The sequence below is a fragment of the Streptomyces xinghaiensis S187 genome, from assembly GCF_000220705.2.
Taxonomy (GTDB): domain Bacteria; phylum Actinomycetota; class Actinomycetes; order Streptomycetales; family Streptomycetaceae; genus Streptomyces; species Streptomyces xinghaiensis.
The window spans coordinates 4727903-4752272 of record NZ_CP023202.1 but is presented as its reverse complement, the minus strand read 5'-3'; the positions used below and the strand labels follow the sequence as shown (position 1 = coordinate 4752272).

The following is a 24370-nucleotide window of genomic DNA, read 5'->3' as shown; positions in this document are numbered from 1 at the left end:
GCCGGTCCGGGTCCGAGCCGGGTCCCGGGCCCGCCCCGCCACCCACCATGCCCACCTGTCCCGTCCCCCCACATTCTCCGCAACGGCTCTGATGGGAGCGATTTCATGACCGACGTCCCCGACGTCCCCGATCTCAACGGCCTCTCCGGAACCCCCCGGACGCCCCCCTCCGGCGAGCTCCGTTTCCCGCCCGCCTTCCTCTGGGGCACCGCCACCGCCGCCTACCAGATCGAGGGCGCCGTCCGGGAGGACGGCCGCACCCCTTCCATCTGGGACACCTTCTCCCACACCCCCGGCCGGACCGCCGGCGGCGACACCGGGGACACCGCCACCGACCACTACCACCGGTGGCGCGAGGACGTGGCCCTGATGAAGGAGCTGGGCTACGGCGCCTACCGCTTCTCCGTCGCCTGGCCGCGGGTCCAGCCCACCGGCCGCGGCCCCGCCGTCCAGCGCGGTCTGGACTTCTACCGCGCCCTCGTGGACGAACTGCTGGCGGCCGGCATCACGCCCATGGTGACCCTCTACCACTGGGATCTGCCGCAGGAGCTGGAGGACGCGGGCGGCTGGCCCGAGCGCGACACCGCCCACCGCTACGCCGAGTACGCGCGGCTCGTCGGCGAGGCCCTCGGCGACCGCGTCGAACACTGGGCCACCCTCAACGAACCCTGGTGCAGCGCCTTCCTTGGCTACGGCTCCGGGGTGCACGCCCCGGGACGCACCGATCCGGCCGCCGCCCTGCGCGCCGCCCACCACCTCAACCTGGCCCACGGCCTGGGCACCGCGGCGCTGCGCTCCGTCCTGCCCGCCCGGGGGAAGGTCACCGTCAGCCTCAACGCGGGGGTGGTGCGGCCGCTGACCGGTTCCCCGGGCGACGCCGACGCCCGGCGGCGGATCGACATCCTCGCCACCCGCGTCTTCAGCGACCCCATGCTGCACGGCACCTACCCGGAGAGCCTGTTCGCGGACACCGCGGGGATCACCGACTGGTCCTTCGTCCGCGACGGCGACCTGGCCACCGCCGGACAGCCGCTCGACGCGCTGGGCCTGAACTACTACTCGCCCACCGTGGTGTCGGCCGCCGCCGATGACGGCGGTCCGCGCCGGGACGGCCATGGCAGGAGCGACCACTCCCCCTGGATCGGCGCCGAGGACGTCGCCTTCCACCAGCCGCCCGGCGAACTCACCGCCATGGACTGGTCCGTGGACCCGACCGGGCTCCACGAACTCATCATGCGCTTCACCCGCGAGGCACCCGGGCTGCCCCTGCTGGTCACCGAGAACGGCGCCGCGTACGAGGACCGGCCCGGCCCGGACGGCGGAGTGCACGACCCGGAGCGGATCGCCTATCTGCACGGCCACCTCGCCGCCGTGCACCGGGCGATGGCCGACGGCGCCGACGTGCGCGGCTACTTCCTCTGGTCGCTGATGGACAACTTCGAGTGGTCCTTCGGCTACGCCAAGCGCTTCGGCCTGGTCCGCGTCGACTACGAGACCCTGGCCCGCGTCCCGAAGACCAGCGCGCACTGGTACTCCCGGCTCGCGCGGACGAACGTCCTGCCGGATCCGGATCCGGGGCCGGAGTCCGGTGCCGACGCGGCGGCGGGTACGAGTGCGGGCAGCGGGCCCGTCCCGGCGGTATAGGCCCTCCGGCCGGGGCCGGACGGGGCCGGACGGACGGCCGCGCCGCTCCCGCCCCCGGCCTCCGTGTCCGGCCCCTCCCGAAGCTCGCGGGAGGGGCCGGACACGGTTGCGCCCCGGCCGGGGCGGGGGCTGCCGGCCGGGGCGCACCGGTGGGGGGTGGCGGCTGACGGGCGGTGGGTTCCGGGCTCCGGCTCGTCCTGCCGTCGGCCCCACACCACCGCGCGCTGCACGTCCCGTTCCCGCCCCCGCCGACGGGCGGAGGCCGGTACATCGCCTACGGTAGCCAACCGGAATCCGGCAAACCCCTTATTACGTACGGCAGTTCGGCACTTATTGCTGCCTTAAGGCTGGGATGGGCCGCGCTTAACCTCCGGCCCGGCGCCCTCACCCCGCGCTCGGGCCCCGGGGGCCCCGGGACCGGGGCTCACACCGGAGGAACGGCCCTCCCGGCCTCCCCCGGCCCTCCGGGCCTTCCGGGCTTCCCCGGCCTCCGTCCCCACCGTCCGCGCCGCATCAGCCGGTCCACGCGACGGCCGCCGGACCGCCGCCGTCCGCCGTCCAGGACGAGCCACATCCGCACCTCGGTGCCGCCGAGCACGGAGCGGCCGACCCGCACATCGCCTCCCGTGGACTCGGCGACCCGGCGCACGATGTCCAGCCCCAGCCCCGTCGAGCCGCGCCCGCCGCCACCGTGCCCCCGGCGCAGCGCCGCCTCGGGGTCGGCGATGCCCGCGCCGGCGTCCGACACCAGCACGATCACCGCCCCGTCGGCGTGGTGGACGTCCACCGCGAAGTCCGTGCCCTCGGGGGTGTGCCGGAAGACGTTGCCGAGCAGGGCGTCGACGGCAGCGGCCAGTTCGGGGCGCGCCACGGGCACCCGCGCGGCCCGCTCGACCCCGGCGAGTCCCGCGGTGCGGCCCTCGTCCTCGGCGAGCGCCGACCAGAAGGCCATCCGGTCCCGGATCACCTCGGAGGCGTCGCAGCCCGCGCCCCCGTCCGCCGTCTCGGCACTCTCCGGGGCCCGCCCCGGCGGCCGCTGCTCGCGGGCGGTGCGGATGATCTGGTCGACCTCGGTCTCCAGCTGGGCGACGGCCGCACGGGTCTGCTCGGCGGCGGGGCCGTCGCCGAGCGATGCGGCGTTGAGGCGGAGCACGGTGAGCGGGGTGCGCAGCCGGTGCGAGAGGTCGGCGGCCAGCTCGCGCTCGTTGGCGAGCAGCCGGACGACCTCGTCGGCCATGGAGTTGAACGCGGCGGCGGCGGAACGGAGTTCGGCCGGGCCCGCCACCGGGACGCGGGTGGCGAGCCGCCCGGCGCCCAGATCCTGCGCGGCTCCGGCGAGTTGTTCGGCCGGGCGGACCATCCGGGTGCCGAGCCGGTCCGCCACGGCCACCGAGCCGAGGACCAGGGTGAGCCCCACCCCGCCCAGCACCAGCCAGGCGGTGCGCACCCCGGCCGTGACCTCCTCGTCCGGGACGAACACCTCGACGACGGCGGTCTTCCCGGCGCCGACGGCGGTCGGCTGGAGCAGTGCGAAACCGCCCGGCACGGCGGTGACGGAGCCCCGGCCGCGCCGGGCCGCGGCGGCCAGGTCGCCGGCGGAGGCGCGGCGCCGGCCGATCTCCACGGCGCCCTCCCCGGCCCCGGCGTCCCCGGCCGTTTCCGCGTCACCGGCCTCGTCGCCGGCCTTGTCCCCGGTCTCGTCGCCGGCCTTGTCCCCGGTCTCGTCGCCGGTCGTGTCCCCGGCGGGCGGCACATGGACGGCGATCCGGCCGTCCGCACCGAACTCCGTGCTGGCGACGGCCCGTTCCAGCTCCCCGCGGTCGGTGGTGATGGCCAGGGCCGGCCCGACGGCGGCGGCCTGCCGCTCGGCGTTGGCGAAGGCCCGGTCCCGCGCCATCTCCCCCACCACGAGACCGAGCGGCACGGCGAAGGCGACCACGACCATGGCCGTGACCGCCAGGCACACCTTGACCAGGGCCCATCTCATCCCGGCCACCTCACGGCCGCCGCCGGGCCGCCGGCGGAAACGCTCACCGAGCAGGTCCCGGGGGTGCGCGCGGGGACGCTCGCGGGAACCTGCCCGGGAACGCTCGCCACGCCGCTCACCGGGGCGGCTCCAGCTTGACGCCGACCCCGCGCAGCGTGTGCAGATAGCGGGGCGCCGCCGCCGTCTCCCCCAGTTTCCGGCGCAGCCAGGAGAGATGGACGTCGATGGTCTGGTCGTCGCCGTAGGACTGCTGCCACACCTCGGCCAGCAGCTCCCGCCGGGACACCACCACCCCGGGCCGCCCGGCGAGGAAGGCCAGCAGATCGAACTCGCGCCGGGTCAGGTCGAGGGAGGCGCCGTCCAGTTCGGCCTGGCGGCGCAGCGGGTCGACGAGCAGCCCGCCGACGCGCAGCACGCGCGCGTGCGGTTCGCCTGCCGTTCCCGTGGCCCGGGAGCGGCGCAGCACGGCCGCCATCCGGGCGGACAGGTGCTCGACGGAGAACGGTTTCGTCAGATAGTCGTCGGCGCCGTCGTTGAGGAGCCGGACGATCTCCGCCTCGTCGTCGCGCGCGGTGGCGATGATGACCGGCACGTCGGTGATCCCGCGCAGCATCTTCAGCGCCTCGGCCCCGTCGAGGTCCGGCAGCCCCAGATCGAGGATGACGACGTCGAAGCCGATCTGGGCCACCTCGCGGAGCGCCTCCAGCGCCGTGCCGACGCTGCGTACGCTGTGCGAGGCGTCGGACAGGTGCCGGATGAGGGCGGAGCGTACGAACTGGTCGTCCTCGACCACGAGCACTCGTGCCATGGGCGGCACCGTACGCCATGCGGAGCGGACCGTCCCACGGTGGTCCGGTCGTCAACATCCGGCGGCGTGAGGGAGGATGGGCGCGATGCTACGAGGACTGGCGCAGAGCGCGGCCTGGCTCCTGGCGACGGGAGCCGCCGCCACCCTGTCGTGGTGGGGCGTCCACACCGCGCTCACCGGCACGGCCTACGACCGCCCGCGCGCCCTGCCCATCGAGGCCGGCGCGGCGGCGGGCGGTGAGGCCGGGGCGCGGGGCGGCGCGGAGAGCGATGCCGCCGAGACCTCCGGTCCGGGGCCCTCGGCCTCGCCCGTGTCCTCCTCCCCCGCGCCGCCCGAGCGGTCGCCCGAGCCGTCCGGCAGCGGGCCGGAGCCGGGGGGCGGGGCGCCCGCGGGGCCGGGGAAGCCGCCGGAGACGGCTCCGTCCGCGCCGACCGCCGAGGGCGACGTGAAGAGCTACCCCGTGGCGGGCGGCCGGGTCGTGTTCGACCTCGGTGAGCGTTCGGCGAGCCTGGTGTCCGCGACCCCGGACGCGGGCTGGGAGATGCAGGTGTGGGAGCAGACCGAGTGGATCCGGGTGAACTTCACCTCGGGCGCGCGGACGACCTCCGTGTTCTGCACCTGGAACGGCCACCCGCCGAGGGTGCAGGTCGTGGAGGGCTGAACGGGGCGCCGCCGCACGGCCGTTCACGGGCACCGGCCGGCCTCACGGCGGTCAGCCGAAGGTGTCCGGCGGCGGGGCCGGTGAGGGCCGGGCCGCCGCGTCGGAGACGGGGGCAGCGCCCCCGGTGAAGTCGTCCAGGGCGCGCCCGTGTTCGACGCGGCCGGGGTGCGGGTCACCGGCCACCCGGCGGGTGAACTCCGCGACGGGCAGCGGCCCGTCGGCGGCCAGCAGTACGGCGTTCCCGAAGCGTCGGCCGCGCAGCACCGCCGGGTCGGCGGCGAGGCACAGCCCGGGGAAGACGGCGCGGACGGTGGCGATCCGCGCCCGCAGATGCGCGAGCGGCGGGCCGTCGGTGACGTTCACGGCGTACCAGCCGCCGGGGCGCAGCGCACGCCGCACCTCGGCGGTGAACTCGGTGCTGGTCAGATGCGCCGGGGTCCGGGCGCCGCCGAACACGTCGGCGATGACGAGATCGGCCCAGCCGTCGGGGATCTTCGCCAGCCCCTCGCGGGCGTCCCCGGTGCGCACCCGGATCCGCCATCCGCTGTCCAGCGGCAGTTCGCGCCGCACGAACGCGATCAGCCCGGCGTCGAGTTCGACGACCTGCTGGGTGGACCGGGGGCGGGTCGCCGCCACATAGCGGGCGAGGGTGAAGGCGCCGCCGCCCAGGTGCAGGACGCGCAGGGGACGGCCGGGCGGCGCGGCCAGGTCGATGATGTGGCCGAGGCGGCGCTGGTAGGCGAAGTCGAGGTACTGCGGGTCGTCCAGGTCCACATGGGACTGCGGCGCTCCGTCGACGGTGAGCGTCCAGGCCCTCGGCCGCTCGCGGTCCGGGACGAGCTCGGCGAGGCCGCCGTCCACTGGCTCGCCGGCGGGTCCGGCCGGCCGCGACCGCCCGCGCCCGCCGTCCGTACGGCCCTTGGCCCTGCCTTTCGCCATGGGGCCCAGTATCCGTCGGCGGGTGTGCCGGCACCGCGGCCGGGGTCCCGGCCGGGCGGGGGCCGGGAGGCGCACCGAGCCCGCCCCGCAGCCTCAGCGGCAGCGGTCGACGACCTCGATCAGCCGGCCGGCCTCGCCCAGGGCCGCCCGCAGCGCGGCCGGGTCGGTGACGTCGGCGGCGGCCTCCGGCGGCACCAGCCAGCCCGTACCGGCCACGGGCGGGGCGTCGGCTCCCGTGGCCGGCCGGGGGTCCGGGGCGATGGTGCGGGTGCAGGCGCTGCCCGGGAGGTCCCAGCGCTCGGCGGTGCCGGCCGGGACCAGGAACCCGATGGTGTCGCAGCCGCCGTCGTGCAGGACGGGGCCGATGCCGCCGGTGTCCGCCACGCCGGTCCCGCCCGCCCGCCGTCCGCCGCCGCCGCGGCACAGGATGTCCACCGCTTCCAGCCCTTGCCGGGCCGGCACGGTGACGAGATCGCAGCGGCCGAAGCCGTGTGCGGAAGCGTTTCCGTGGCCGGGCTTGCCGCGCTCCTTGGCGGCGCCCCGGTCCGTTCCGCGGCCGTGCCCGGCCGCCCGTGAGCCGCTGGTGTCCACGCCGGACTTCAACAAGGGAAACCCTCCTCCGAAGGGAGCCGAACGCTCCGTGTCCACCGGGAACAACGACCCGGGGATGTCAACGGCTACGGCGGCACACCGCTGGAAAGGATGGCGGTTCATGGCGGATCGCGGGCGGGATATCCCTTTTGTCATCAAACCGTGTGTAACAACTCCGCTACAAGGAGTACGGTCTGCTGCCATCGGCGGCGCTGCCGGGCCCCGGCCGCCGCCGGCAGAATCCGCCCCGACCGGGGCCCGGCACCGCGCACCGCCAGGGAGAGGGCCTGCCATGGCGTCACCGTCATCGTCCTCCGGAAACCGCCCCGCGCCGCGGCCGAACACCGCGTTCCGGGAGCTGCGCGGTGCCCGCTCCCCGGGCGAGTTCGCGGCGGCGGTGCGCCGCGCCGCGCGCGAGATCGGTGAACAGGTGTCGTGTGACGCGCGCTACATCGGCCGGGTCGAATCCGGTGAGATCCGCTGCCCCAACTATGCGTATGAACGGGTGTTCCGGCACATGTTCCCGGGGCACTCGCTCCAGGACATGGGGTTCCAGCCCCGGGAGTCGGTGCGCGGCCGCAGGGCCCGCGCCGTTCCCGGCCGGCCTCCGGGCGCTCCGCCGGGCGCGTCTCCGGGCCGCCCCCGGGTTCCGCCCGCGGGACCGCTCGCGGGCCCGCGGCCGGGACTGCTCGCGGACGTGACCGGAATCCCCCGTCCATCAGCCGACACCCCCGAGGAGAGCGACGTGCTGCGTCGCGCGTTCATGACCGGCGGCACCGCCGCCGTGGCGACCGCCGCCCTGGGACCGGCGTCCGCCGCCTCCCCCCGCCGCCGCGCCGGTGCCTCCGACGCCGAGGCGGTCGAGGAATCCGTCCGCCGGATCCGCCTGCTGGACGACCGGCACGGCGGAGACGGCCTCTACCGTCGCGCCACCCAGCCGCTGCGCGACGCCTACGCCCTGCTGGACGCGGGGGCGCCGCGCCAGTCGGTCCGCGACCGGCTGCACGTCGGCGCCGGTGAACTCGCCATCTCCGTGGGCTGGCTGGCCCACGACTCCGGGCGGCTCGACGACGCCCGTTCCCACTACGCCGAGGCGCTCGCCACCGCGCGGGTCTCCGGCGACCCCGGACTGGAGGCGCACGCCTTCTGCAACACCGCGTTCCTCGCCCGGGACGCGGGCCGGCCGCGGGAGGCCGTCCGGGCCGCGCAGGCCGCGCAGCAGGCGGCCCGCCAACTCCCGTCCCACCGGCTGCTGTCGCTGCTCGCCCTCCGCGAGGCCGGGGGCTGGGCCGGGCTCCGCGACCACGCCGCCTGCGAACAGGCGCTGCTGCGCGCCCGGATCCTCTTCGCCCGCGGCCCCTCGGACGCCGACCCGGAGTGGATGTCGTTCTTCGGCGAGGCGGAGCTGGAGGGGCTGGAGTCGCAGTGCTGGTCGGCCCTGGGCGACTGGCCGCGCGCCGCCCGGCACGCGCGGCGCGCGGTCCGGCTCCAGCAGCCCCACTTCGTGCGGAACCGGGCGCTGTTCACGGCCCAGCTCGCCGGCGACCTGACGCGGGGCGGAGAGATCGAGGAGGCCGCGGTGGCCGGGCGGGAGGTGATCGGCCTGCTGGAGCAGGTGCGGTCCACCCGGATCCGGGCGATGCTCGACCGGACGGCCCGGGAGTTGCTGCCGTACCGGCGGTCGGCGCCGGTGGCGGACTTCCTCGCCCTGCACGGGTAGCCCGTACGCCCGGAGCCGCGGTCGGCGCGGTGGGCGCGGTGGGCGCGGTGGGCGCGGTGGGCGCGGTGGGCGCGGTGGGCGCGGTGGGCGCGGTGGGCGTGACGGTCCACCCGGACGCGGTTGTCCGGCCGGCGCGGGGACCCAGCGGTCCGGTGCGCTCCGGCTGTGCCCGCCTCCCGCCCGTGCCCGCCATCTCACCGTGCCCGCCGTTGCGGCGCGGAGCGGAGCCGGAGCGACCTCGGAGTGGGGGGAGCGCGCGGGGCGCGAAGAGCAGGGATCGGTCCACAACCGTGTGGCCCGATTCGGCAGTTGGGGTGCGGACGCTCGGGGCGCCGGGCAGGGGTGGGACGTGCCGGGACTCTCCTGTGTCCGGGTCTCCGGTGTCCGGGCCCGGCAGGCGGCGGACCCCGCGCGGGACGCGGCCGCCGCCGGTCCCGCCCATCCCGCCGGTCCCGGAGCAGGGAGCGCCGTCGGCGGTACGGCGGCACCGGTGCCGGTCACCGCGGAAGCGGATCCGCCCGGCCCGGCCGTCCGCCCGGCTCCGCGTCCGCCGCGGGCCCCGTCCCCCGCCGGAGCCCGCGCTTCCGGTCCGGCGGCCCCGTAACCGACGCCCGCGGGGCGGCCGGGATCCGCCTCCGGCCCGGCCCTCTCCGTGACGCCACCCACCGCACCGGGCACAGGGGTACGCCGGGGCTGTCGGTGGAGGATGCGAGACTGCGGCAGATGAACGGTTCCCTCCACCACGGCGAGCACGGCCGCGAGGCGACGGCCGCCCCGGCGGCGTCGCCGACGGCCGGGCACCGGCCGGCGACGGCGCTCCCGCGGCTCCTCGCCGAGCTGCGCGGACCGGGCGCCGCGCCCCGCCCGCTGGACGCCCGCGCCCTGGCCGCGCTGGCCGCCAACCCCGGCTGCCGGCGCCGGGCGCTGCTCGACGGGGCCGGGGTGGACAAGTCCGCCCTCGCCCGGGCCCTCGGGTCCCCGGCGGGCTTCGGCCGCTCGGAGTTCGCCTTCGTCCGGGGCAATGTCTTCGAGGCCCGGGTGCGGGCCGACGGCGGCGCCGAGCTGATCCGGCTGCTGCGCGAGCGGTTCGGTGCCGACGGGCCCGCGCCGGAGCCGGGTGAGGTGAACGTGCCCGACCTCTCCGCCCCCGGACCGGAGGGCCGCACCGCGCGCACCCGGCTGGCGCTGGCGGAAGCCTTCGCCGGCGGGGGCTGGACGCTGCTGTTCCACCCCATGGTCCGGCTCGACGTGGCCGGTTCGCCGGCCGCTCTGGAACCGGACGCCGTGGCGGTGCACCCGGACGGCAGCTGCACGGTCGTGGAGGTCAAGTCCTTCCCCGTCGTGGACGGTTCGGCGGACGCCGCGAAGGTCGGGGCGGCGGCCCGGCAGGCCGCGGTGTACGTCCTGGCGCTGCGCGGGCTGGCGGAGGAGATCGGCCGGCAGCCGGCATCCGGCGGGAACGCCACCCTCCAGGCACAGGCACAGGCACAGGCACAGGGACAAGCAGGGGCGGCGGCCGCCGGACCGCACGGGGCGGACCGGGTGCGGTCCACGATCCTGCTGGTCTGCCCCAAGGACTTCTCCAACCTGCCCACGGCCGAGCCCGTCGACGTACGCAAGCAACTGGCCGTCACCCGGCGGCAGCTGGACCGGCTGACCCGCATCGAGGACATCGCGGCGGCGCTCCCCGAGGGCACCACCTTCGACCTGCGCCTCGCCGACGACGACAGGACACCGACCCGGCCGGCGGAGGAACTGGCGGCCGCCGTCGACGCGGTTCCCGCCGCCTACGCCCCGGAGTGCCTGGCCGCCTGCGAGCTGGCCTTCCACTGCCGGGCGCGGTCCCGCGAGGCCGGGGCGGTGGAGGCGCTGGGCCGGGGCGTGCGGGGCGAGTTGGGCGGACTGACCACCGTGGAGAGCGTGCTGGAGGCGGCTTTCGGCGAGCACGGCGACCCGGCCGACCCGGCCGTGGCCGCCCTCCGCCGGGCGGCGGCCCTGCGCGCGGAGGCCCTGGCCACCGCGGGAGACGCCGCCGGACGGGGCGGACTCCCCGCCGCCGGCCACCGGAGGGGAGACCCCGGATGTCGCTGATCACCACCCTCGCGCGGATGGAGGCCGTGGCCGCCGGGCGGGCCGCGCCCGGGGCCACGGTGCTCCACCGCCACCTCTCCGACCGGCCGATGGCCTTCGTCCCGCTGACGACCGCCGGCGAGGCTGGCGCCCCGCTCGGCGCCCTGGTCGGCACCGACCGCTCCGCGCCCCGGCTGCTGGTGGTGCCCCAGCCGCGCGACCGCGACCTGCGGTCGGACTTCCTGGCGGAGCTCGCCGAGGTGCTGCTGCCGTACATCGACGGCTACGCGGACGGCGTGGAACTGGAGGAGCGCAAGGAGACCGACCCCGAGTCCGGCAAGAAGGTGCCGGTGGAGGTCGAACTCTGCGCGGACGCACCGCAGTTGCTGGTCCCGAGCGCGGCCGGTGTCTCGTTCGTCCGGCTGCTGGGCCGCTCCATGCGCTTCCGGCGCACCGCCGAGCAGGACCCGGAGACGCCGCATCCGGCACCGCCCCGGGTGCCGCTGCTCGGACGCTGGCTGACGCACTACGGCGAGCGGTCCCGGGTGCCGGGCTCCTCCCTGCTGCTGCCCATGACGGGGCTGCTGTCCCGGCACTGGACGACGGGCCAGAGCGGCGCCGAGGACCAGCATCTCGGGGCTCTCCTCGGCTGGATCGACCCCCCGGAGGGTCTGACGGGCGCCGAGGCGGCGCTCCGCGCGGAGGTGGAGCGGGACGGGGACGGGCTGCTGGTGTGCCCGCCCGCCGGTCCCGCGACCGACCCGGTGTTCGACAACAAGCGGCTGGCACCCGCGATGGGCCGCTACGACCGGTCCCGGTCGGAGGCGGCGGCCGCGGCGGAGGCGGGAGCCCCCGGGCGGCTGCGGGGCGCGCGGCGGGACGTGGCGGCGTCCGAGGAGGAGATCCGCGCCCTGGTCGAGAGCCAGCTGCGCCCCACCTGGGACGCCCTGTGGCGCGGGGTCGACCTGCTGCGGGCCCTGCCGCCGGGCGGCCATGTCGCCGACCGCTGGAAGCGCGACCGCTGGTCGTACACCGCGCACCGGGACCGCGTCCGGGCCGGCGAGCCGCCGCAGCCCAAGCGGGACGACGCGGTCACGGCCGCGCAGAAACTGGCCACGCGCGAGACGGCGCAGGCCCAGCTCGACGCGCAGGAGGCGCTGGACGATCCGCTGGTGATGGCGGCCCGGCGGCTCGCCGGCGAAGCCTTCGCGGGCGAGGTCGCGGCGGTGGAGATGGCGTACTCGGAGGGGCGGCGGCCGATGCCGCGCCCCCTGGTCACGGTCCGGACAGACGACCAGCCGCACCTGACGGAGCGGACGAAGGTGTACCGGGCCCTGGCCGACGGCCGGAGCCAGCCCGGCGAGTGCGTGGAGCGGCGGCCCGAGGGCATCGTCGTCCGGCTGACCGGCGGCATGGGCCGCGGCAAGGTGCCGGACGAGGGCTCGGTGCCGGAGCCGGGCGACCGCGTGTGCTGGACGCTGTTCGAGCACGCTCCCCGGGGCGGGCCCGACCTGCCCGACCCGGAGCGGACCCCGTGGACCCACGGCGGCCCGCCGGTCGTCCCGGGCGGCGGCGGTGTCCCGGCCCCGTCCGGCCCCGCCGCACCGGCCGCGCCTGCCCCCGGCGTCCCCGCGGCCCCCGCCGGGCGGCCCGTCGTCCTCGACACCAGCCCGGATACGGCGACCGCGGAGGACTTCCTGTGACCGGCACCGGCCTCCCCTCACCCGCCCGTCCCCCGGCGGAGGACCGCGCCGCGTCCGACCCCGGCGCGGAGGCCGCCCGCGCGACCGAGGCGATCCTCCACGACACCCTGCACAGCCCGTACCGCGGTGTGGTCGTGGACTCCCCGCCCGGCGCGGGCAAGTCCACCCTGGTCGTCCGGGCCGCGCGCGAGCTGGCCGCCGCCGGGCACCGCCTGATGGTGGTCGCGCAGACGAACGCGCAGGTGGACGATCTCGTCGACCGGCTGGCGACCGCCGATCCGGATCTCCCCGTCGGCCGGCTGCACAGCAGCGACCCCGATCCGTACGACAAGACGCTGGACGGGCACCCCTCCGTCCGCGCCTCCGCCAAGGCCGCCGACCTCGCGGGGATGGAGGTCGTGATCTCGACGGCCGCGAAGTGGGCCCACGTCAAGAACACCGAGCCGTGGCGGCACGCCATCGTCGACGAGGCGTACCAGATGCGCTCGGACGCGCTGCTGGCCGTCGCGGGGCTCTTCGAGCGCGCCCTGTTCGTCGGCGACCCGGGGCAGCTCGACCCGTTCAGCGTGGTCGGCGCCGAGCAGTGGGCGGGCCTGTCGTACGACCCGTCGGCCAGCGCCGTGTCCACGCTGCTCGCCCACAACCCGGCGCTGCCGCAGCACCGGCTGCCGGTGTCCTGGCGGCTGCCGGCGTCGGCGGCGCCGCTGGTGTCCGGCGCCTTCTACCCGTACACCCCGTTCCGCAGCGGCACGGGGCCGGGCGACCGGCGGCTGTCCTTCGGCGCGGCCGCGGACGGCTCACCGGCGGACCGGGTGCTCGACGAGGCCGCGGCATCCGGCTGGGGCCTGCTGGAGCTGCCCGCGCGCCACACCCCCCGCACCGACCCGGAGGCCGTGGGCGCCGTGGCGCGGGTGGTGCGCCGGCTGCTGGACCGGCGCGGGGTGACGGCCGACGAGCGCCGGGACGCGGTACCGCTGACGGCCGACCGGATCGCGGTCGGCACGGCCCACCGCGACCAGGCCGCGGCCGTACGCGAGGCGCTCGCCGCGCTGGACGCGGGCGAGGTCACCGTGGACACGGCCAACCGGCTGCAGGGCCGGGAGTTCGATGTGACCGTCGTCCTGCACCCGCTGTCCGGCCGCCCCGACGCCACGGCCTTCCATCTGGAGACGGGCCGGCTGTGCGTCCTGGCCTCGCGCCACCGCCACGCGTGCGTCGTGGTGTGCCGGGAGGGCGTGAGGGAGCTGCTGGACGGGCACCCGTCCACGGAACCGGTGCAGCTGGGGGTGACCGTCAAGTTCCCGGACGGCTGGGAGGCGAACCACGCCGTGATGACGCGGCTGGAGGAGCACCGGGTGCGCTGGAGGCCGTGACCCCGGCCCTCTTGCGCGTCCCTGGACAATGGACGGGGTGCGCGGACGCGGGGAGGCCCGTCCGCGGACCCGAGCGAACCGAACAGCCGGGAGGCACGTACATGACCGAGCCGCATTCGGCTCCCGATCACCGCGACCGCGGCGTGGCGCGGCGCCACCGCAAGCCGGCGGCGCTGCTCTTCGAACCGCCCGAGGCGGTCGCGGACCCCGAGCACTTCTTCGATCTGGAGTCGATCGAGGACCCGCGGCAGCTCCTGTCCCGTTCCACGGAGCTGACGCTGGCGTTCCGCGCGGCCGCCGACCGGGCGACGGAGTTCCAGGCGATCGCGGCGGCGCAGCTGGCCGACCCGAAGCGGTTCGACCGGCTGCCGGAGTCGGCCATCGCCGAGCGCGCGGAGTGGTCGGAGGACTACACCCGGCGCATGATCGACTTCGGCCGCGAGCTGCTCCGCGACGGCGGCCCCACCGCGGACTGAGTACCGCCGTGCGCACGGCCGGTGCGTACGGCCGCTCCGGCGGGCGGACCGGCGGTCGGACCGCGCGGGCGGACCGCGCGGGCGAGAGACCCGTGACCACCCGGAGGGCACTCCCGGGGCGGGGACGGCGTTCCCTCCCCTGCGGGTGCCGTGCAGGGACCACGGACAACCGGACCCCGGAAGCCGCAGCCCGGAAAAGCCGGAGCCCGGGACCGGAAACCGGGAAGCGGAAACCCGTCCGCCCCCGCGCTCACCCGTGTCACTTCCTCCCCGGCTCTCGCCGGACGGAGCGCATCCATCCCGCCTCGCCCCGCCGAATTCCGGCAAGCACCGGATATGCGGAGGCTCGACCGATAAACATGGACGCCATGAGCGACTGGCAGCCGCGACCGTGGCAGCACCCCGACGGATCCACCCGCTTCGCCCTCTTCCGGGCCCCCGCGCCGGACGACGGCTCCCTCGTCCCGGCCCGGGTCACCGCCGCCGGGGCGGCCTGGCTCGCGTCGGCCGCCCCGGCCCCGCAGCGTGTCCTGGCCCTCTGGGCCGCCCGGCCGGAGTCCCCGGCCGTCCTGCCCTGCGGAACGGCGTTCGACGTGATCAGCGCTCCGGGCGTGCTCGGCCGGCGGCTGCTGGACCGGCTGTGGTCGGAGGGCCCCGGCTCCGGTCCGGTGGCCGTGCACCGCGGACGGCTGCTGCTCTTCACCGAGCCCGGCACGGCCCGCCGGCTGCCCGCCCTGCTCGCCGGGACGGAGTGGGGCGCGGCCCTGCCGCCGCTGCTCTGCCACGGGACGGGCGACACGGTGACCGTACCGCCGCTGCGCCTGCCCGCCTCCGCCCTCACTGCGACGGCGAGACGCCCGGCCCCGGCCGTCGCCGCCGCCCCCGGCGGCCTCCGCCCCATGGCGGGAACCGGTGTCCCCGGGCGCGGGAACGGCGCCGGTACCGCCCGTCCGGCGCTCTCCCGCTGGCTGGCGGCACCCGACGTCCGGCATCCCTGGCTGCCCGGCGGCGAGGTGCTGCGGTGGGCCTGCTCCGGGGCCGTTCCGGGCGGTGCGGCGGCCGGCCGGCCGCTTCCCGCCCCGGCTCTCGCCGCCCCCACCGGCGCCTGCTGAGGCCGTCCCGGCTTATCGATTTTCGCGGACCCGGATACGGATGCTAATGTCTTTCCCGTCGGGCGCCGCTAGCTCAGTTGGTTAGAGCAGCTGACTCTTAATCAGCGGGTCCGGGGTTCGAGTCCCTGGCGGCGCACTTACGGTTCTACCGTTGACCAAGGCTTTTCCGCTCCGGCGGGAAAGCCTTTCGTCATGCACGGACCCGGTCGCACCCCCCGGGGCGCCCCTCCGCCCGCCCCTCAGAAGACCCCGGACGGCTCCGCGGGCCGGTCCACGCGCACCGTCCAGCGTCCGCGCGTATCCGTGCCGAGCACCTCCACCGAGACCCCGCTCTCGGGGTCCGTCAGCCGCTCACCCACCCCCAGCGGGGCGTCCGCCAGCGCCGGGTGGACGGAGCCGTTCCAGCAGGCGCCCGAGTGCGGATGCCCGTCCAGCACCTTGACGGGCCCCTCGGCGGAGCCCGTCTCGCTGTGCACCCGGTAGACGAGCACCCCCTCGGTGCAGGTCGTCAGGTCATTGCCCACCGCGGCCCGGGCCTCGACGGCGAGCACCGTCGACGCGCCGGTACGGATCACCAGCAGCCGGGGCCCGGCGACCGCGCCGCGCCCGGCCCGGGCCGCGACGGGCACGAGCAGGTGCGCGCTCCCGCCCTCGCCCCGCACGCAGGTGACGTCTCCCCGGTCCAGCCAGCCGAGCTTCCACTTGTGCCAGCCGAAGAAGTCCGGGGCCAGCCCGAACTGGCTGCCCATGAGGTCCCAGTCGCCCACATGGGTGTCCCAGTCGCCCTTGCCCTGCTTCGGCCGGTGGTAGAGATCCGGCAGGTCGAACACGTGCCCGGTCTCATGGGCGAGCACATTGCGATCCGGCGGCCGCTGCTCGAACACGGTGACGATCCTGCGGACCTCCGTGCCGTCGACGCGCATCGGCTCGTCGAAGTTGACGACCTTGGTGGCGTCCGAGTCGACCCCCGGGGCGTCCGGGTCGGCGACCAGGTAGACGATGTCGTAGTCCGAGAAGTCCACCACCCGGTCGGCGAGGCCCATCGCGTCGCCCAGATAGGCCGCCCGCAGCTCGGTGTCCCAGTCCCGCCCTATGCCGTAGGTCGTCGAGGCGGCGGGCATCTCCAGCCACTTCCGCACCGGATCGACATGGAGCCGGAACTTGCCGTACGAGGCCCGCTCGAAGAACTCGGCGGTGCCCGGGAAATAGTCCGACACCAGCTGGTCCGGCGAGACGACGGGCTCGGCGTCCGGGAAGGAGAGGAAGGCCATCACCGCGCGGATGTCGTCCCGGGGCTTCGGATAGGCCGCGTTCCAGGTGTCGAGCCCTTCGGAGTGGTGGACCGCGCTGCGCGTCAGGGCGCAGGCATCGTCCAGCACGGCGGCCGTGGCCGGGCCGGCGACCAGCGAGGTGGCGAGCATCGCCGTGAACGACATCGCGCCCGCGGCCACCCGGCGGAGGCGCGGCCGCGACCGGACCGGCCGGGCCTCCGGTCCCCCGGACGTCAGCGAGTGCGACACGTCGGCCTCCCCGGACGTGGGACAGGACACGCGTCCACTTTGCGGGGATATTTACATACTCACCACGTTTCCTTGGCCCGGTCGGGTGAGGCGCGACGGCAGGACGGGCCGTAACTCAACGTCACCCACGCTCGTTGGTCATCGCACGCCCGGGCACCGTCCTGCAGAAACGATCGGACAGTCGCTCTGCCGTACGTCCCCCCGTGGGCCGTTCGATGGAACAAGACCAGACGAACCTCTATGATCGGCACATTTCCAGCGCGGACCCGTCCCCCGGAGGCCCTCGGGGCACCGGAGCGACCGGCTCCGCGATCGCACGAGTCGAGTCCTCAGCGGGAGTGAACGGTGAGCGGATCACCCAACAGGCCAGGTGCGGGACCCGGAATCACCCTGCCGACCTTCACGGAGAGTAGCCAGGTCTTCCGCCGCTCCCCGGCCTCCCGGACGGCCTCTCCGCCGCCCCCGGCCGAGCCCTCGCCGCCGTCTCCGGCGGCCGGCGGCCCTTCGCCCACGGGCCCGTCCGGCATGGCCCCATCTCCCACCGGACCCCCGGTCACCGGCCATCCGATCGCCGGCCTCTCGCTCGCGGGCTCCGCGACCGTCTGGCGCCGGGCACCCTCGGGCCGGCCGCCCGCGGCGCCCCCCTCCGCCCAGGGCCCCGCACCGGCGGCCCCGGAACCGGTGCTCGCCCCGGCCCCCGCGCCCGCGCCGTCCGGCCGCGGCCCGGCCTCGCGGCAGCCGGGCCCGTCCACCGCGGCCCGGCCCGGCCCGGCGACGTCGCCGCGGTCACCGTCCCCGTCGCCGGCCCCGTCCCCGTCGCGGGACACGGCACCGGGCACCGCGCCCGCCGCCCCCGGCCCGGGACGAGGCGCCGTACGGGGCACCGGGCCCGGCCCCGTACCGCCCACCGGTCTCACCCCGGTACCCCCCGCACCGCCCGCCGCCCGCTCCGTGACACCGGCCGAGGCGCGCGACCACCGCGCCGCCTTCAACGCCGCCCGGCTCGCCATGGCCGTCCTCGACGGCGACGGCAGAGTCGTCACCGCCAACCAGGCCCTCGGCGCCCTGCTCGGAGCCGATCCCGCCCGCCTCGCCGCCGAACCCGCCGCCGAGCTCCTCGACCTGAGCCACGACGCCCGCACCTGGGCCGCGTACCGTGATGTGCTGGGCGGCCACCTCGAACGGATGCGCTGCACCCGCCGGTTGAAGAACCCGGACGGCCGGCCCCTGTGGGCGGAGGTCACCGTCGCACCGCTTCCGGAGGACGGCCCCGGCAGCCCCCGCTCCCGGGCGCTGCTGTCGGTGGCCGACATCAGCGACCGGCGCGATCTCCAGGCCCGGCTGCACCATCTGCGCCTGCACGACCCCGTGACGCGGCTGCCCAACCGCGCCCTGTTCTTCGAACGGCTCGCGGCCGCGCTCGACGCCGCCGGACAGGACCGCGGCGGCAGCGGCCGCATCGGCATCTGCTATCTGGACCTGGACGGCTTCAAGGCGGTCAACGACACCCTCGGGCACCGCATCGGCGACCGGCTGCTGCACGCCGTCGGCCAGCGCCTGGCGCACTGCGCCGACCGGGCCGGATACGGCCGGCGCGGCGCCCATCTGGTGGCCCGCCTCGGCGGGGACGAGTTCGCCGTACTCGTCGAGGAGTCCACCGGCACCGAACAGCTCTCCGAACTGGCCGACGCCGTGCTCCACACACTCCTGCAGCCGTTCGACCTGGCCGGACAGCGGCTGTCGCTGTCGGCGAGCATCGGCGTCGTGGAGCGCGCCGCCGCCGGGACGACCGCGACCGCCCTCATGCAGGCCGCCGACACCACGCTCTACTGGGCCAAGGCCGACGGCAAGGCTCGCTGGACCCTCTTCGACCCCGAGCGCAACGCCCACCGCGTCAACCGGCAGGCACTGGCCAGCACCCTGCGGCCCGCCATCGAGCGGGGCGAGTTCACGCTCGAGTACCAGCCGCTGGTGAGCCTGGACGGTGGTGCGCTGGAGGGGGTCGAGGCGCTGGTCCGGTGGCGGCACCCGCAGTTCGGCACCCTGGGGCCGAATCGGTTCATCGGGCTGGCGGAGGAGGAGGGCGCCATCGTCCAGCTCGGGCGCTGGGTGCTCCGCACCGCCTGCCGTCAGGCCCGGCTCTGGCAGCTCCAGCGTCCGGAGAGCCCGATCTTCGTCAGCGTCAATGTGGCCGTCCGGCAGGTGTGGGACTCCGACCTGGTCGCCGACGTGGCCGCGATCCTCGCCGAGACGGGCCTGCCGCCGCACCTGCTCCAACTGGAGCTGACCGAATCGGCGGTCATGGGCTCCGCCGGCCGCCCCCTCCAGGCGCTGCGGGCGCTGAGCGACATGGGTGTCAGCATCGCCATCGACGACTTCGGCACCGGCTACTCCAACCTCGCCTATCTGAGCCGGCTGCCCGCCTCCGTCCTGAAGCTGGACGGCGCGTTCGTCCGGGGCTTCCGCGACAGGGCCCACGCCAACCCGGCCGACGAGACCATCGTGGAGGCGCTGGTCGGCCTGGCCCACCGGCTGGGCCTGACGGTCACCGCCGAGTGCGTCGAGAACGCCGACCAGGCGGACCACCTGCGCCGGCTCGGCTGCGACACGGGCCAGGGCTGGTACTACGCCCGGCCGCTGCACCCGGAACGGGTGTCGTCACTGCTGGACGGCTGAGGCGGGGCGGCCGAGGCGGAGCGGCCGATGCGGGGGCGGCGGGTCCGGCACCGCGGGCCGGGGCCCGGCCGGCGAACGCGGGACGCCGGGCCCGGACCCGGCCGTCGAGCACCGGGCTGACGGAACGTCGGATCCGGCTTGCCGGTAACCGGTGTTCCCGGCCTGAATTACGGGCGAAACGGTCCTGTATGCAAGCCGGTTGAGAGCCCAGCGTTTTTCGCTCCGTGCCTCCGGGTAACTGCCCGTAGCATGGGAGCGCTCCCACTCCCCTGCTCCGCCCCCGGAACACCCGGACATCCCCACGGCCGAAAAACGGAGACCCCCACCATGCGTGTACACGGAGCCCTCGAATCCCCGAGATGGGCGCTGCGCGCCTTCGCGCTGCTCTTCGCCTCGCTGCTCTGCCTGGTCCCCTGGGCCGACACGGCGGCGGCGCACGGCTCGATCGTCAACCCGGGTGCCCGCGCCTACAGCTGCCACGAGCGCTGGGGCGGCGACCACATGAACCCCGCCATGCAGCAGGAAGACCCGATGTGCTGGCAGGCGTGGCAGGACAACCCGAACGCCATGTGGAACTGGAACGGCCTGTACCGCAACGGCGTCGGCGGCAACTTCCGCTCCGCCATCCCCGACGGCCGGCTCTGCAGCGGCGGCCACGCCGAGAGCGGCCGCTACCGCTCCATGGACGCCGTGGGCCCGTGGAAGACCACCAAGATCAGCAACAACTTCACCATGAGCCTGTACGACCAGGCCAGCCACGGCGCGGACTTCTTCCAGGTCTACGTCACCAAGCAGGGCTTCGACCCGGCGACGCAGCCGTTGACCTGGGGCAGCCTGGAACTGGTGAAGACGACCGGCAGGTACGCCCCCGCGCAGAACATCTCGTTCGACGTGAGCGCCCCCGGCCGCACCGGCAATCACGTCGTCTTCACCATCTGGCAGGCGTCGCACATGGACCAGTCGTACTACCTGTGCAGTGACGTGACCTTCTGAGCCGAGCCCCGCCGGCCGCCCGGCCGTTCCGGGCACGGGCGAGCCCTCCGGGCCGTCCGCGCCGGAGCCGCCGGACAGCGCACAGCGGGATCGCACAGCACACCAGCGGGCCCCGCCGGACCGTTCCGAGTCCGGCGGGGCTCTGCCGCAAGCAGCCGCGTCACACCGGTGTCCGCACGCCGGCGACCGGCGCTCGGACCGGCGCGCCGAACCGGCACCGACGGCTTTCGGCCGGGCCGGCCCCTGTCCGTCCCCTCATTTCGTGTGCATTTGCCAAGGGCACACCCTTGAATGAGCCAACACACAACCATAATCGGGCACTTGGCACCCACAGCCCTGAAACCCCTTCCGCGCCACCAGCCCGGCGCGCCCCCGGCCGTTCACAGCCGCCCCTGCGGCCTCACCCCTGCAGGAACACGGGCCCCCCTGGCCTCATCCGCCCGGGCGGTTGCTTCCCACCGGCGGCGCGTCACAGCGCACCACGCGACGGCCGAAGTACATGTTTCACAGGGAATCACCGCGACTCATACTGGCTGGAAGACCCGGCACACCCACGGGTGCGAGAATCGCGGGCATCACGACACCAGGCAGCCACGGAACCGGCAATTCCCTGTGAACCCGGCACAGCGGGGACGGACGCCCGGAGGACGCTCTGCGGAGCTGTTGGCTTCGAGCCCCGGAGTGCAGCCGGACCATCGATGCAGCAGAAACATATCCCCTTCGGAGGCCTGCGCCCGCATGCGCACACCCGCGGTTCACGCCCTGAGGACGCCCGAGTCCCGGACCAGTGGGGGAAAAGGTTGATCACCGTCTTGTTGTGCACGCACAACCTTCTGATCCGAAAAGGCCTGCGGAAAATCCTGGAGGAGGATGCCCATATTCAAGTGGTCGCCGAGACCGGGCACGCGGACGAGGCGGTCCGCCTGGCCCGGGAGTATTTGCCGGACGTGCTCTTCATCGAACTCGACGTACCGTTCGGCGAGGGCCTGCGGCTGAGCAGAATGGTCACCAGTACCGCCGGGGACCGTACGGCCTGCGTGGTGTTCCTCGCACAGTCCCTGGACTCGGCCACGGCGCTGCGGGGCCTGCTGGCCGGCGCCCGCGCGTTCCTGGCGAAAAGTGACCCCCCTCGCCAGATGGTCGCCGCGGTGCACGCGGTCGCGGCCGGCTATGCCGTGCTGCCGCCCGGGATGATCGCCGCCCTGGAACCCTGGGCGAACCTGTCGGCCGTCACCATGCCCGCGTCCGCGGACGTCTTCAGCGTTCTGACGGCCCGGGAGCTGGAGGTCCTGCGGCTGATGGCCACCGGGATGTCCAACGGAGAGATCGCCGACTTCCTCTCACTGGGGGAGGCCACGGTGAAGTCCCATGTGTCGCGGCTGCTGTCCAAGCTGGGACTGCGCAACCGGTCCCAGGCGGTCGCCAGAGCCTACGGAACCGGGCTCATCAGAGTCCCCACCCCCTGCGGGCAGTAGCCGGGACCGGTGCGCCGGGCGGACGCCGCAGGCGCTCCCCCGCTCCCCGGCCCTGTCCCGGCCCCGTCCCTGCCCGCAGCGGGGCACCCCCCGGGCGGAAGCCCCGGGCGGTCCCGGCACGCGGCGGTGTCCGCGCGCCGGGTGCACCCGCCCCCGGACCCCGCACCCCCACCGCGCCTCGCCCCGGACGGCCTCCGACGGCCTCCGACGGCCCCGGGGAGGCCCTCCGTCCCGGCGGGGCCCGTCTCACACCGGGTGCGGGTCCGCCCGCCCCGGTACCACGGCCGCCGGTCCGGACGGGGCGACGATCAGCCGCCGTTCGGTGACCAGGGCACTCACCAGTTCGGCGGGGGTGACGTCGAAGGCGGGGTTGATGGCCCTGGCCCCGGCCGGCGCGACGGACACGTCCGCGACATGGGTGACCTCCCGTTCGGAACGCTGTTCGACGGGTATGGCCGCGCCGTCCGGAACGCCGGGGTCGAGCGTGGACTCCGGTGCCGCGACGACGAAGGGGACTCCGGCGTGACGTGCCGCCAGAGCCAGCCCGAACGTGCCGATCTTGTTCGCGAAGTCGCCGTTGGCGGCGACCCGGTCGGCGCCCACCACCACCGCGTCCACCCCGCCGCGCGCGAGGAGGTACGGTGCGGCGCCGTCGCAGACGAGCCGGTAGTCGACACCCCACTGCTCCAGTTCCCAGCAGGTCAGCCGGGAGCCCTGGAGCAGCGGCCGGGTTTCGTCGACGATGACCTGCCGCACCCGGCCCCGGGTGTGCAGAGCCCGCACCACCCCGAGCGCGGTCCCCCACTCGATCCCGGCCAGCGCCCCCGTGTTGCAGTGGGTGTGGAGGCTCAGCGTCCCGCTCCGGCAGAGGCCGGCCAGGTAGTCGGCCCCCCGTTCGGCGATGCGCCGGCCGGCCGCCGCGATGCGTTCGGTGTAGGACCGGGCCGCGGCCTCGACGGCCCGGGCGCCGCGGTGGACGACCGGCTCCATGGCGGTCACGCCGGCGGCCAGATCGGCGGCGGTCGGCCGGGCCTCACGGATCCGGTCGAGCTGGCCGGCGAGCCGGGACGCGGTCCAGCCGTGTTGTTCCGCCCGGTGGACCGCCAGGGCGGTGCCCAGGGCACCGGCGGCCCCCAGGACGGGGGCCCCGCGCACCGCCAGTCCGCGGATGGCGTCCACCAGTTCGTCGACCGTGGCGAGGGTGAGCGTGGTGACCTCGTGCGGCAGCCGCGTCTGGTCCAGCGCCACCACGGCGTCCCCGCGCCAGCCGATCACCGGCGGGGTTCCGGGAGGGTGGGCCGCCCCGCCCGCGCCGGCCGCCCCGCTCATGCCAGCGCCGCCGCGAGCTCCGCCGCCCGCGACCGCTCCTCCCAGGTGAAGCCCGGCTCCTCCCGGCCGAAGTGGCCGTAGGCCGCGGTCGCCCGGAAGACGGGACGGTTGAGCCGCAGGTCCCGTACGATCGCCGCGGGCCTCAGATCGAAGAAGTCCGGCACGACCTTGGCCAGGCGCACGGGATCCACCCGGTCGGTGCCGAAGGTCTCCACGTGCACACCCACCGGCCGTGCCACGCCGATCGCGTAGCTCAGATGGACCTCGCAGCGTTCCGCGAGCCCGGCCGCGATGACGTTCTTGGCGGCCCAGCGCGCGGCGTACGCGGCCGACCGGTCCACCTTCGAGGGGTCCTTGCCGCTGAAGGCCCCGCCGCCGTGCCGCGCCATGCTCCCGTAGGTGTCCACGATGACCTTGCGGCCCGTGAGCCCGACGTCCGCCACCGGTCCGCCGCTCTCGAAACGCCCGGTCGGGTTCACCAGGACGACGGGCCGGTCCTCCGCCCGCTCCCCGGTCAGGCAGGGCTCGATCACCTGCGCACGGATCTCCGGTGCCAGGACGCGTTCCACGTCGACGTCGGGGGTGTGCTGGGCGGACACCACGATCGTGGACACCCGGGCCGGGCGCCCGTTCTCGTAATCCACGGTCACCTGCGTCTTGCCGTCGGGCCGCAGATACGGCAGCACGCCCGTCCTGCGCACCTCGCTGAGGCGCCGGGCCAGCCGGTGTGCCAGGGAGATGGGCAGCGGCATGAGCTCCGGGGTCTCGTCGCAGGCGTAGCCGACCATCATGCCCTGGTCGCCGGCGCCCTGGCGGTCCAGCGGGACGATATCTCCCCTGGCGGTGCGGCTCTCCCACGAGGAGTCGAGACCCCGTGCGATGTCGGGGGACTGCCGGTCGAGCGTGACGATGATGCCGCAGCTGTTGCCGTCGAAGCCCTGGCGGGCGCTGTCGTACCCGATGTCGCGCAGGACCGCCCGCACGACGTCGGGCACATCGATCCGGGCGGTGGTGCCCAGCTCCCCGGCCACCACCACGAGTCCGGTGGTGACGAGGGTTTCGCAGGCGCAGCGCGCCGCGGGGTCGATCCGCAGGATCTCGTCGAGCAGGGCGTCGGATATCTGGTCGGCGACCTTGTCGGGGTGGCCTTCGGTGACGGATTCCGAGGTGTATGTCTGGGCACGGGACATGGGCGCGTCCTCTCCTGAGGGCAGGGAGCCGGTCTCCGGGGCCGGCCGGGGCTGGGGTGGAGTGGGGGGGTGCCGGCGCGCCGTGCGGCCGCGCCGGGCGGGG

At 75.7% G+C, this 24370-nt stretch carries 18 protein-coding genes and 1 tRNA gene; 12 read left to right on the top strand and 7 right to left on the bottom strand.

All coding sequences use genetic code 11. The features are described 5' to 3' along the window. Positions 1 to 105 precede the first annotated feature (105 nt). Positions 106 to 1644, top strand: a complete 1539-nt coding sequence (locus SXIN_RS20405; protein WP_019712150.1) for a GH1 family beta-glucosidase — start codon at positions 106 to 108, stop codon at positions 1642 to 1644. 424 nt (positions 1645 to 2068) lie between these two features. Here SXIN_RS20405 and SXIN_RS20400 read toward each other — a convergent pair whose 3' ends face one another. Next, on the bottom strand, positions 2069 to 3631 hold the full coding sequence (locus SXIN_RS20400) for a sensor histidine kinase (RefSeq protein ID WP_095757329.1): 1563 nt from the start codon (positions 3629 to 3631) through the stop codon (positions 2069 to 2071). Positions 3632 to 3746: 115 nt separating this feature from the next. Next, positions 3747 to 4439 (bottom strand): response regulator transcription factor, encoded by a 693-nt coding sequence (locus SXIN_RS20395; protein WP_078650158.1) that lies wholly within the window; start codon positions 4437 to 4439, stop codon positions 3747 to 3749. Positions 4440 to 4524: 85 nt separating this feature from the next. Here SXIN_RS20395 and SXIN_RS20390 point away from each other — a divergent pair, with 85 nt between their 5' ends. After that, positions 4525 to 5100, top strand: coding sequence for a hypothetical protein (locus tag SXIN_RS20390; RefSeq protein ID WP_238153816.1), 576 nt, complete (start codon positions 4525 to 4527; stop codon positions 5098 to 5100). 51 nt (positions 5101 to 5151) lie between these two features. Here the strand turns inward: SXIN_RS20390 and SXIN_RS20385 are convergent, their stop codons facing one another. Together SXIN_RS20385 and SXIN_RS20380 are read right to left on the bottom strand one after the other, a co-directional pair. Beyond that, positions 5152 to 6039 carry a spermidine synthase gene (locus SXIN_RS20385; protein WP_095757327.1) on the bottom strand — a complete coding sequence of 296 codons (888 nt, stop codon included), beginning with the start codon at positions 6037 to 6039 and terminating at the stop codon, positions 5152 to 5154. Between the two features lie 93 nt (positions 6040 to 6132). Beyond that, positions 6133 to 6642: a hypothetical protein gene (locus SXIN_RS20380; RefSeq protein WP_420341093.1), complete on the bottom strand. Its 510-nt coding sequence runs from the start codon at positions 6640 to 6642 to the stop codon at positions 6133 to 6135. A 280-nt stretch (positions 6643 to 6922) separates the two neighbouring features. Here SXIN_RS20380 and SXIN_RS20375 point away from each other — a divergent pair, with 280 nt between their 5' ends. The 7 genes from SXIN_RS20375 (at position 6923) to SXIN_RS20340 (ending at position 15220) form a co-directional block, all read left to right on the top strand. Then, positions 6923 to 8350, top strand: coding sequence for an NsdA family TPR-like regulatory protein (locus SXIN_RS20375; RefSeq protein WP_095757326.1), 1428 nt, complete (start codon positions 6923 to 6925; stop codon positions 8348 to 8350). Between the two features lie 723 nt (positions 8351 to 9073). Next, positions 9074 to 10441, top strand: a complete 1368-nt coding sequence (locus SXIN_RS20365; protein ID WP_238153815.1) for a hypothetical protein — start codon at positions 9074 to 9076, stop codon at positions 10439 to 10441. Further along, positions 10432 to 12123 carry a hypothetical protein gene (locus SXIN_RS20360; RefSeq protein WP_238153814.1) on the top strand — a complete coding sequence of 564 codons (1692 nt, stop codon included), beginning with the start codon at positions 10432 to 10434 and terminating at the stop codon, positions 12121 to 12123. Before SXIN_RS20365 ends, SXIN_RS20360 begins: the two co-directional genes overlap by 10 nt. Further along, on the top strand, positions 12120 to 13496 hold the full coding sequence (locus SXIN_RS20355) for an AAA domain-containing protein (protein WP_095757324.1): 1377 nt from the start codon (positions 12120 to 12122) through the stop codon (positions 13494 to 13496). Before SXIN_RS20360 ends, SXIN_RS20355 begins: the two co-directional genes overlap by 4 nt. Before the next feature lie 101 nt (positions 13497 to 13597). Continuing rightward, positions 13598 to 13972 (top strand): hypothetical protein, encoded by a 375-nt coding sequence (locus SXIN_RS20350; RefSeq protein WP_019706121.1) that lies wholly within the window; start codon positions 13598 to 13600, stop codon positions 13970 to 13972. Positions 13973 to 14340: 368 nt separating this feature from the next. Further along, positions 14341 to 15084 carry a bifunctional DNA primase/polymerase gene (locus SXIN_RS32390; RefSeq protein WP_238153813.1) on the top strand — a complete coding sequence of 248 codons (744 nt, stop codon included), beginning with the start codon at positions 14341 to 14343 and terminating at the stop codon, positions 15082 to 15084. 62 nt (positions 15085 to 15146) lie between these two features. Beyond that, a tRNA-Lys gene (locus tag SXIN_RS20340) sits at positions 15147 to 15220 on the top strand. Positions 15221 to 15323: 103 nt separating this feature from the next. Here the strand turns inward: SXIN_RS20340 and SXIN_RS20335 are convergent. Then, positions 15324 to 16634 carry a M6 family metalloprotease domain-containing protein gene (locus SXIN_RS20335; protein WP_420341060.1) on the bottom strand — a complete coding sequence of 437 codons (1311 nt, stop codon included), beginning with the start codon at positions 16632 to 16634 and terminating at the stop codon, positions 15324 to 15326. 978 nt (positions 16635 to 17612) lie between these two features. Here SXIN_RS20335 and SXIN_RS20330 point away from each other — a divergent pair. From SXIN_RS20330 to SXIN_RS20320, 3 genes are all read left to right on the top strand, one after another. Beyond that, positions 17613 to 19280, top strand: coding sequence for a putative bifunctional diguanylate cyclase/phosphodiesterase (locus SXIN_RS20330; RefSeq protein ID WP_238153998.1), 1668 nt, complete (start codon positions 17613 to 17615; stop codon positions 19278 to 19280). 327 nt (positions 19281 to 19607) lie between these two features. Beyond that, entirely contained in the window at positions 19608 to 20273 is a 666-nt protein-coding gene (locus SXIN_RS20325) for a lytic polysaccharide monooxygenase auxiliary activity family 9 protein (protein WP_019711447.1), read from the top strand. An 812-nt stretch (positions 20274 to 21085) separates the two neighbouring features. Continuing rightward, entirely contained in the window at positions 21086 to 21748 is a 663-nt protein-coding gene (locus SXIN_RS20320) for a response regulator transcription factor (RefSeq protein ID WP_238153812.1), read from the top strand. 246 nt (positions 21749 to 21994) lie between these two features. Here the strand turns inward: SXIN_RS20320 and mtnA are convergent, their stop codons facing one another. Together mtnA and metK are read right to left on the bottom strand one after the other, a co-directional pair. Continuing rightward, positions 21995 to 23077 (bottom strand): S-methyl-5-thioribose-1-phosphate isomerase, encoded by a 1083-nt coding sequence (gene mtnA / locus SXIN_RS20315; protein WP_095757322.1) that lies wholly within the window; start codon positions 23075 to 23077, stop codon positions 21995 to 21997. Further along, positions 23074 to 24267, bottom strand: a complete 1194-nt coding sequence (metK, locus tag SXIN_RS20310) for a methionine adenosyltransferase (protein ID WP_019711449.1) — start codon at positions 24265 to 24267, stop codon at positions 23074 to 23076. The genes mtnA and metK overlap by 4 nt, the downstream gene beginning before the upstream one ends. Between the last annotated feature and the right edge of the window lie 103 nt (positions 24268 to 24370).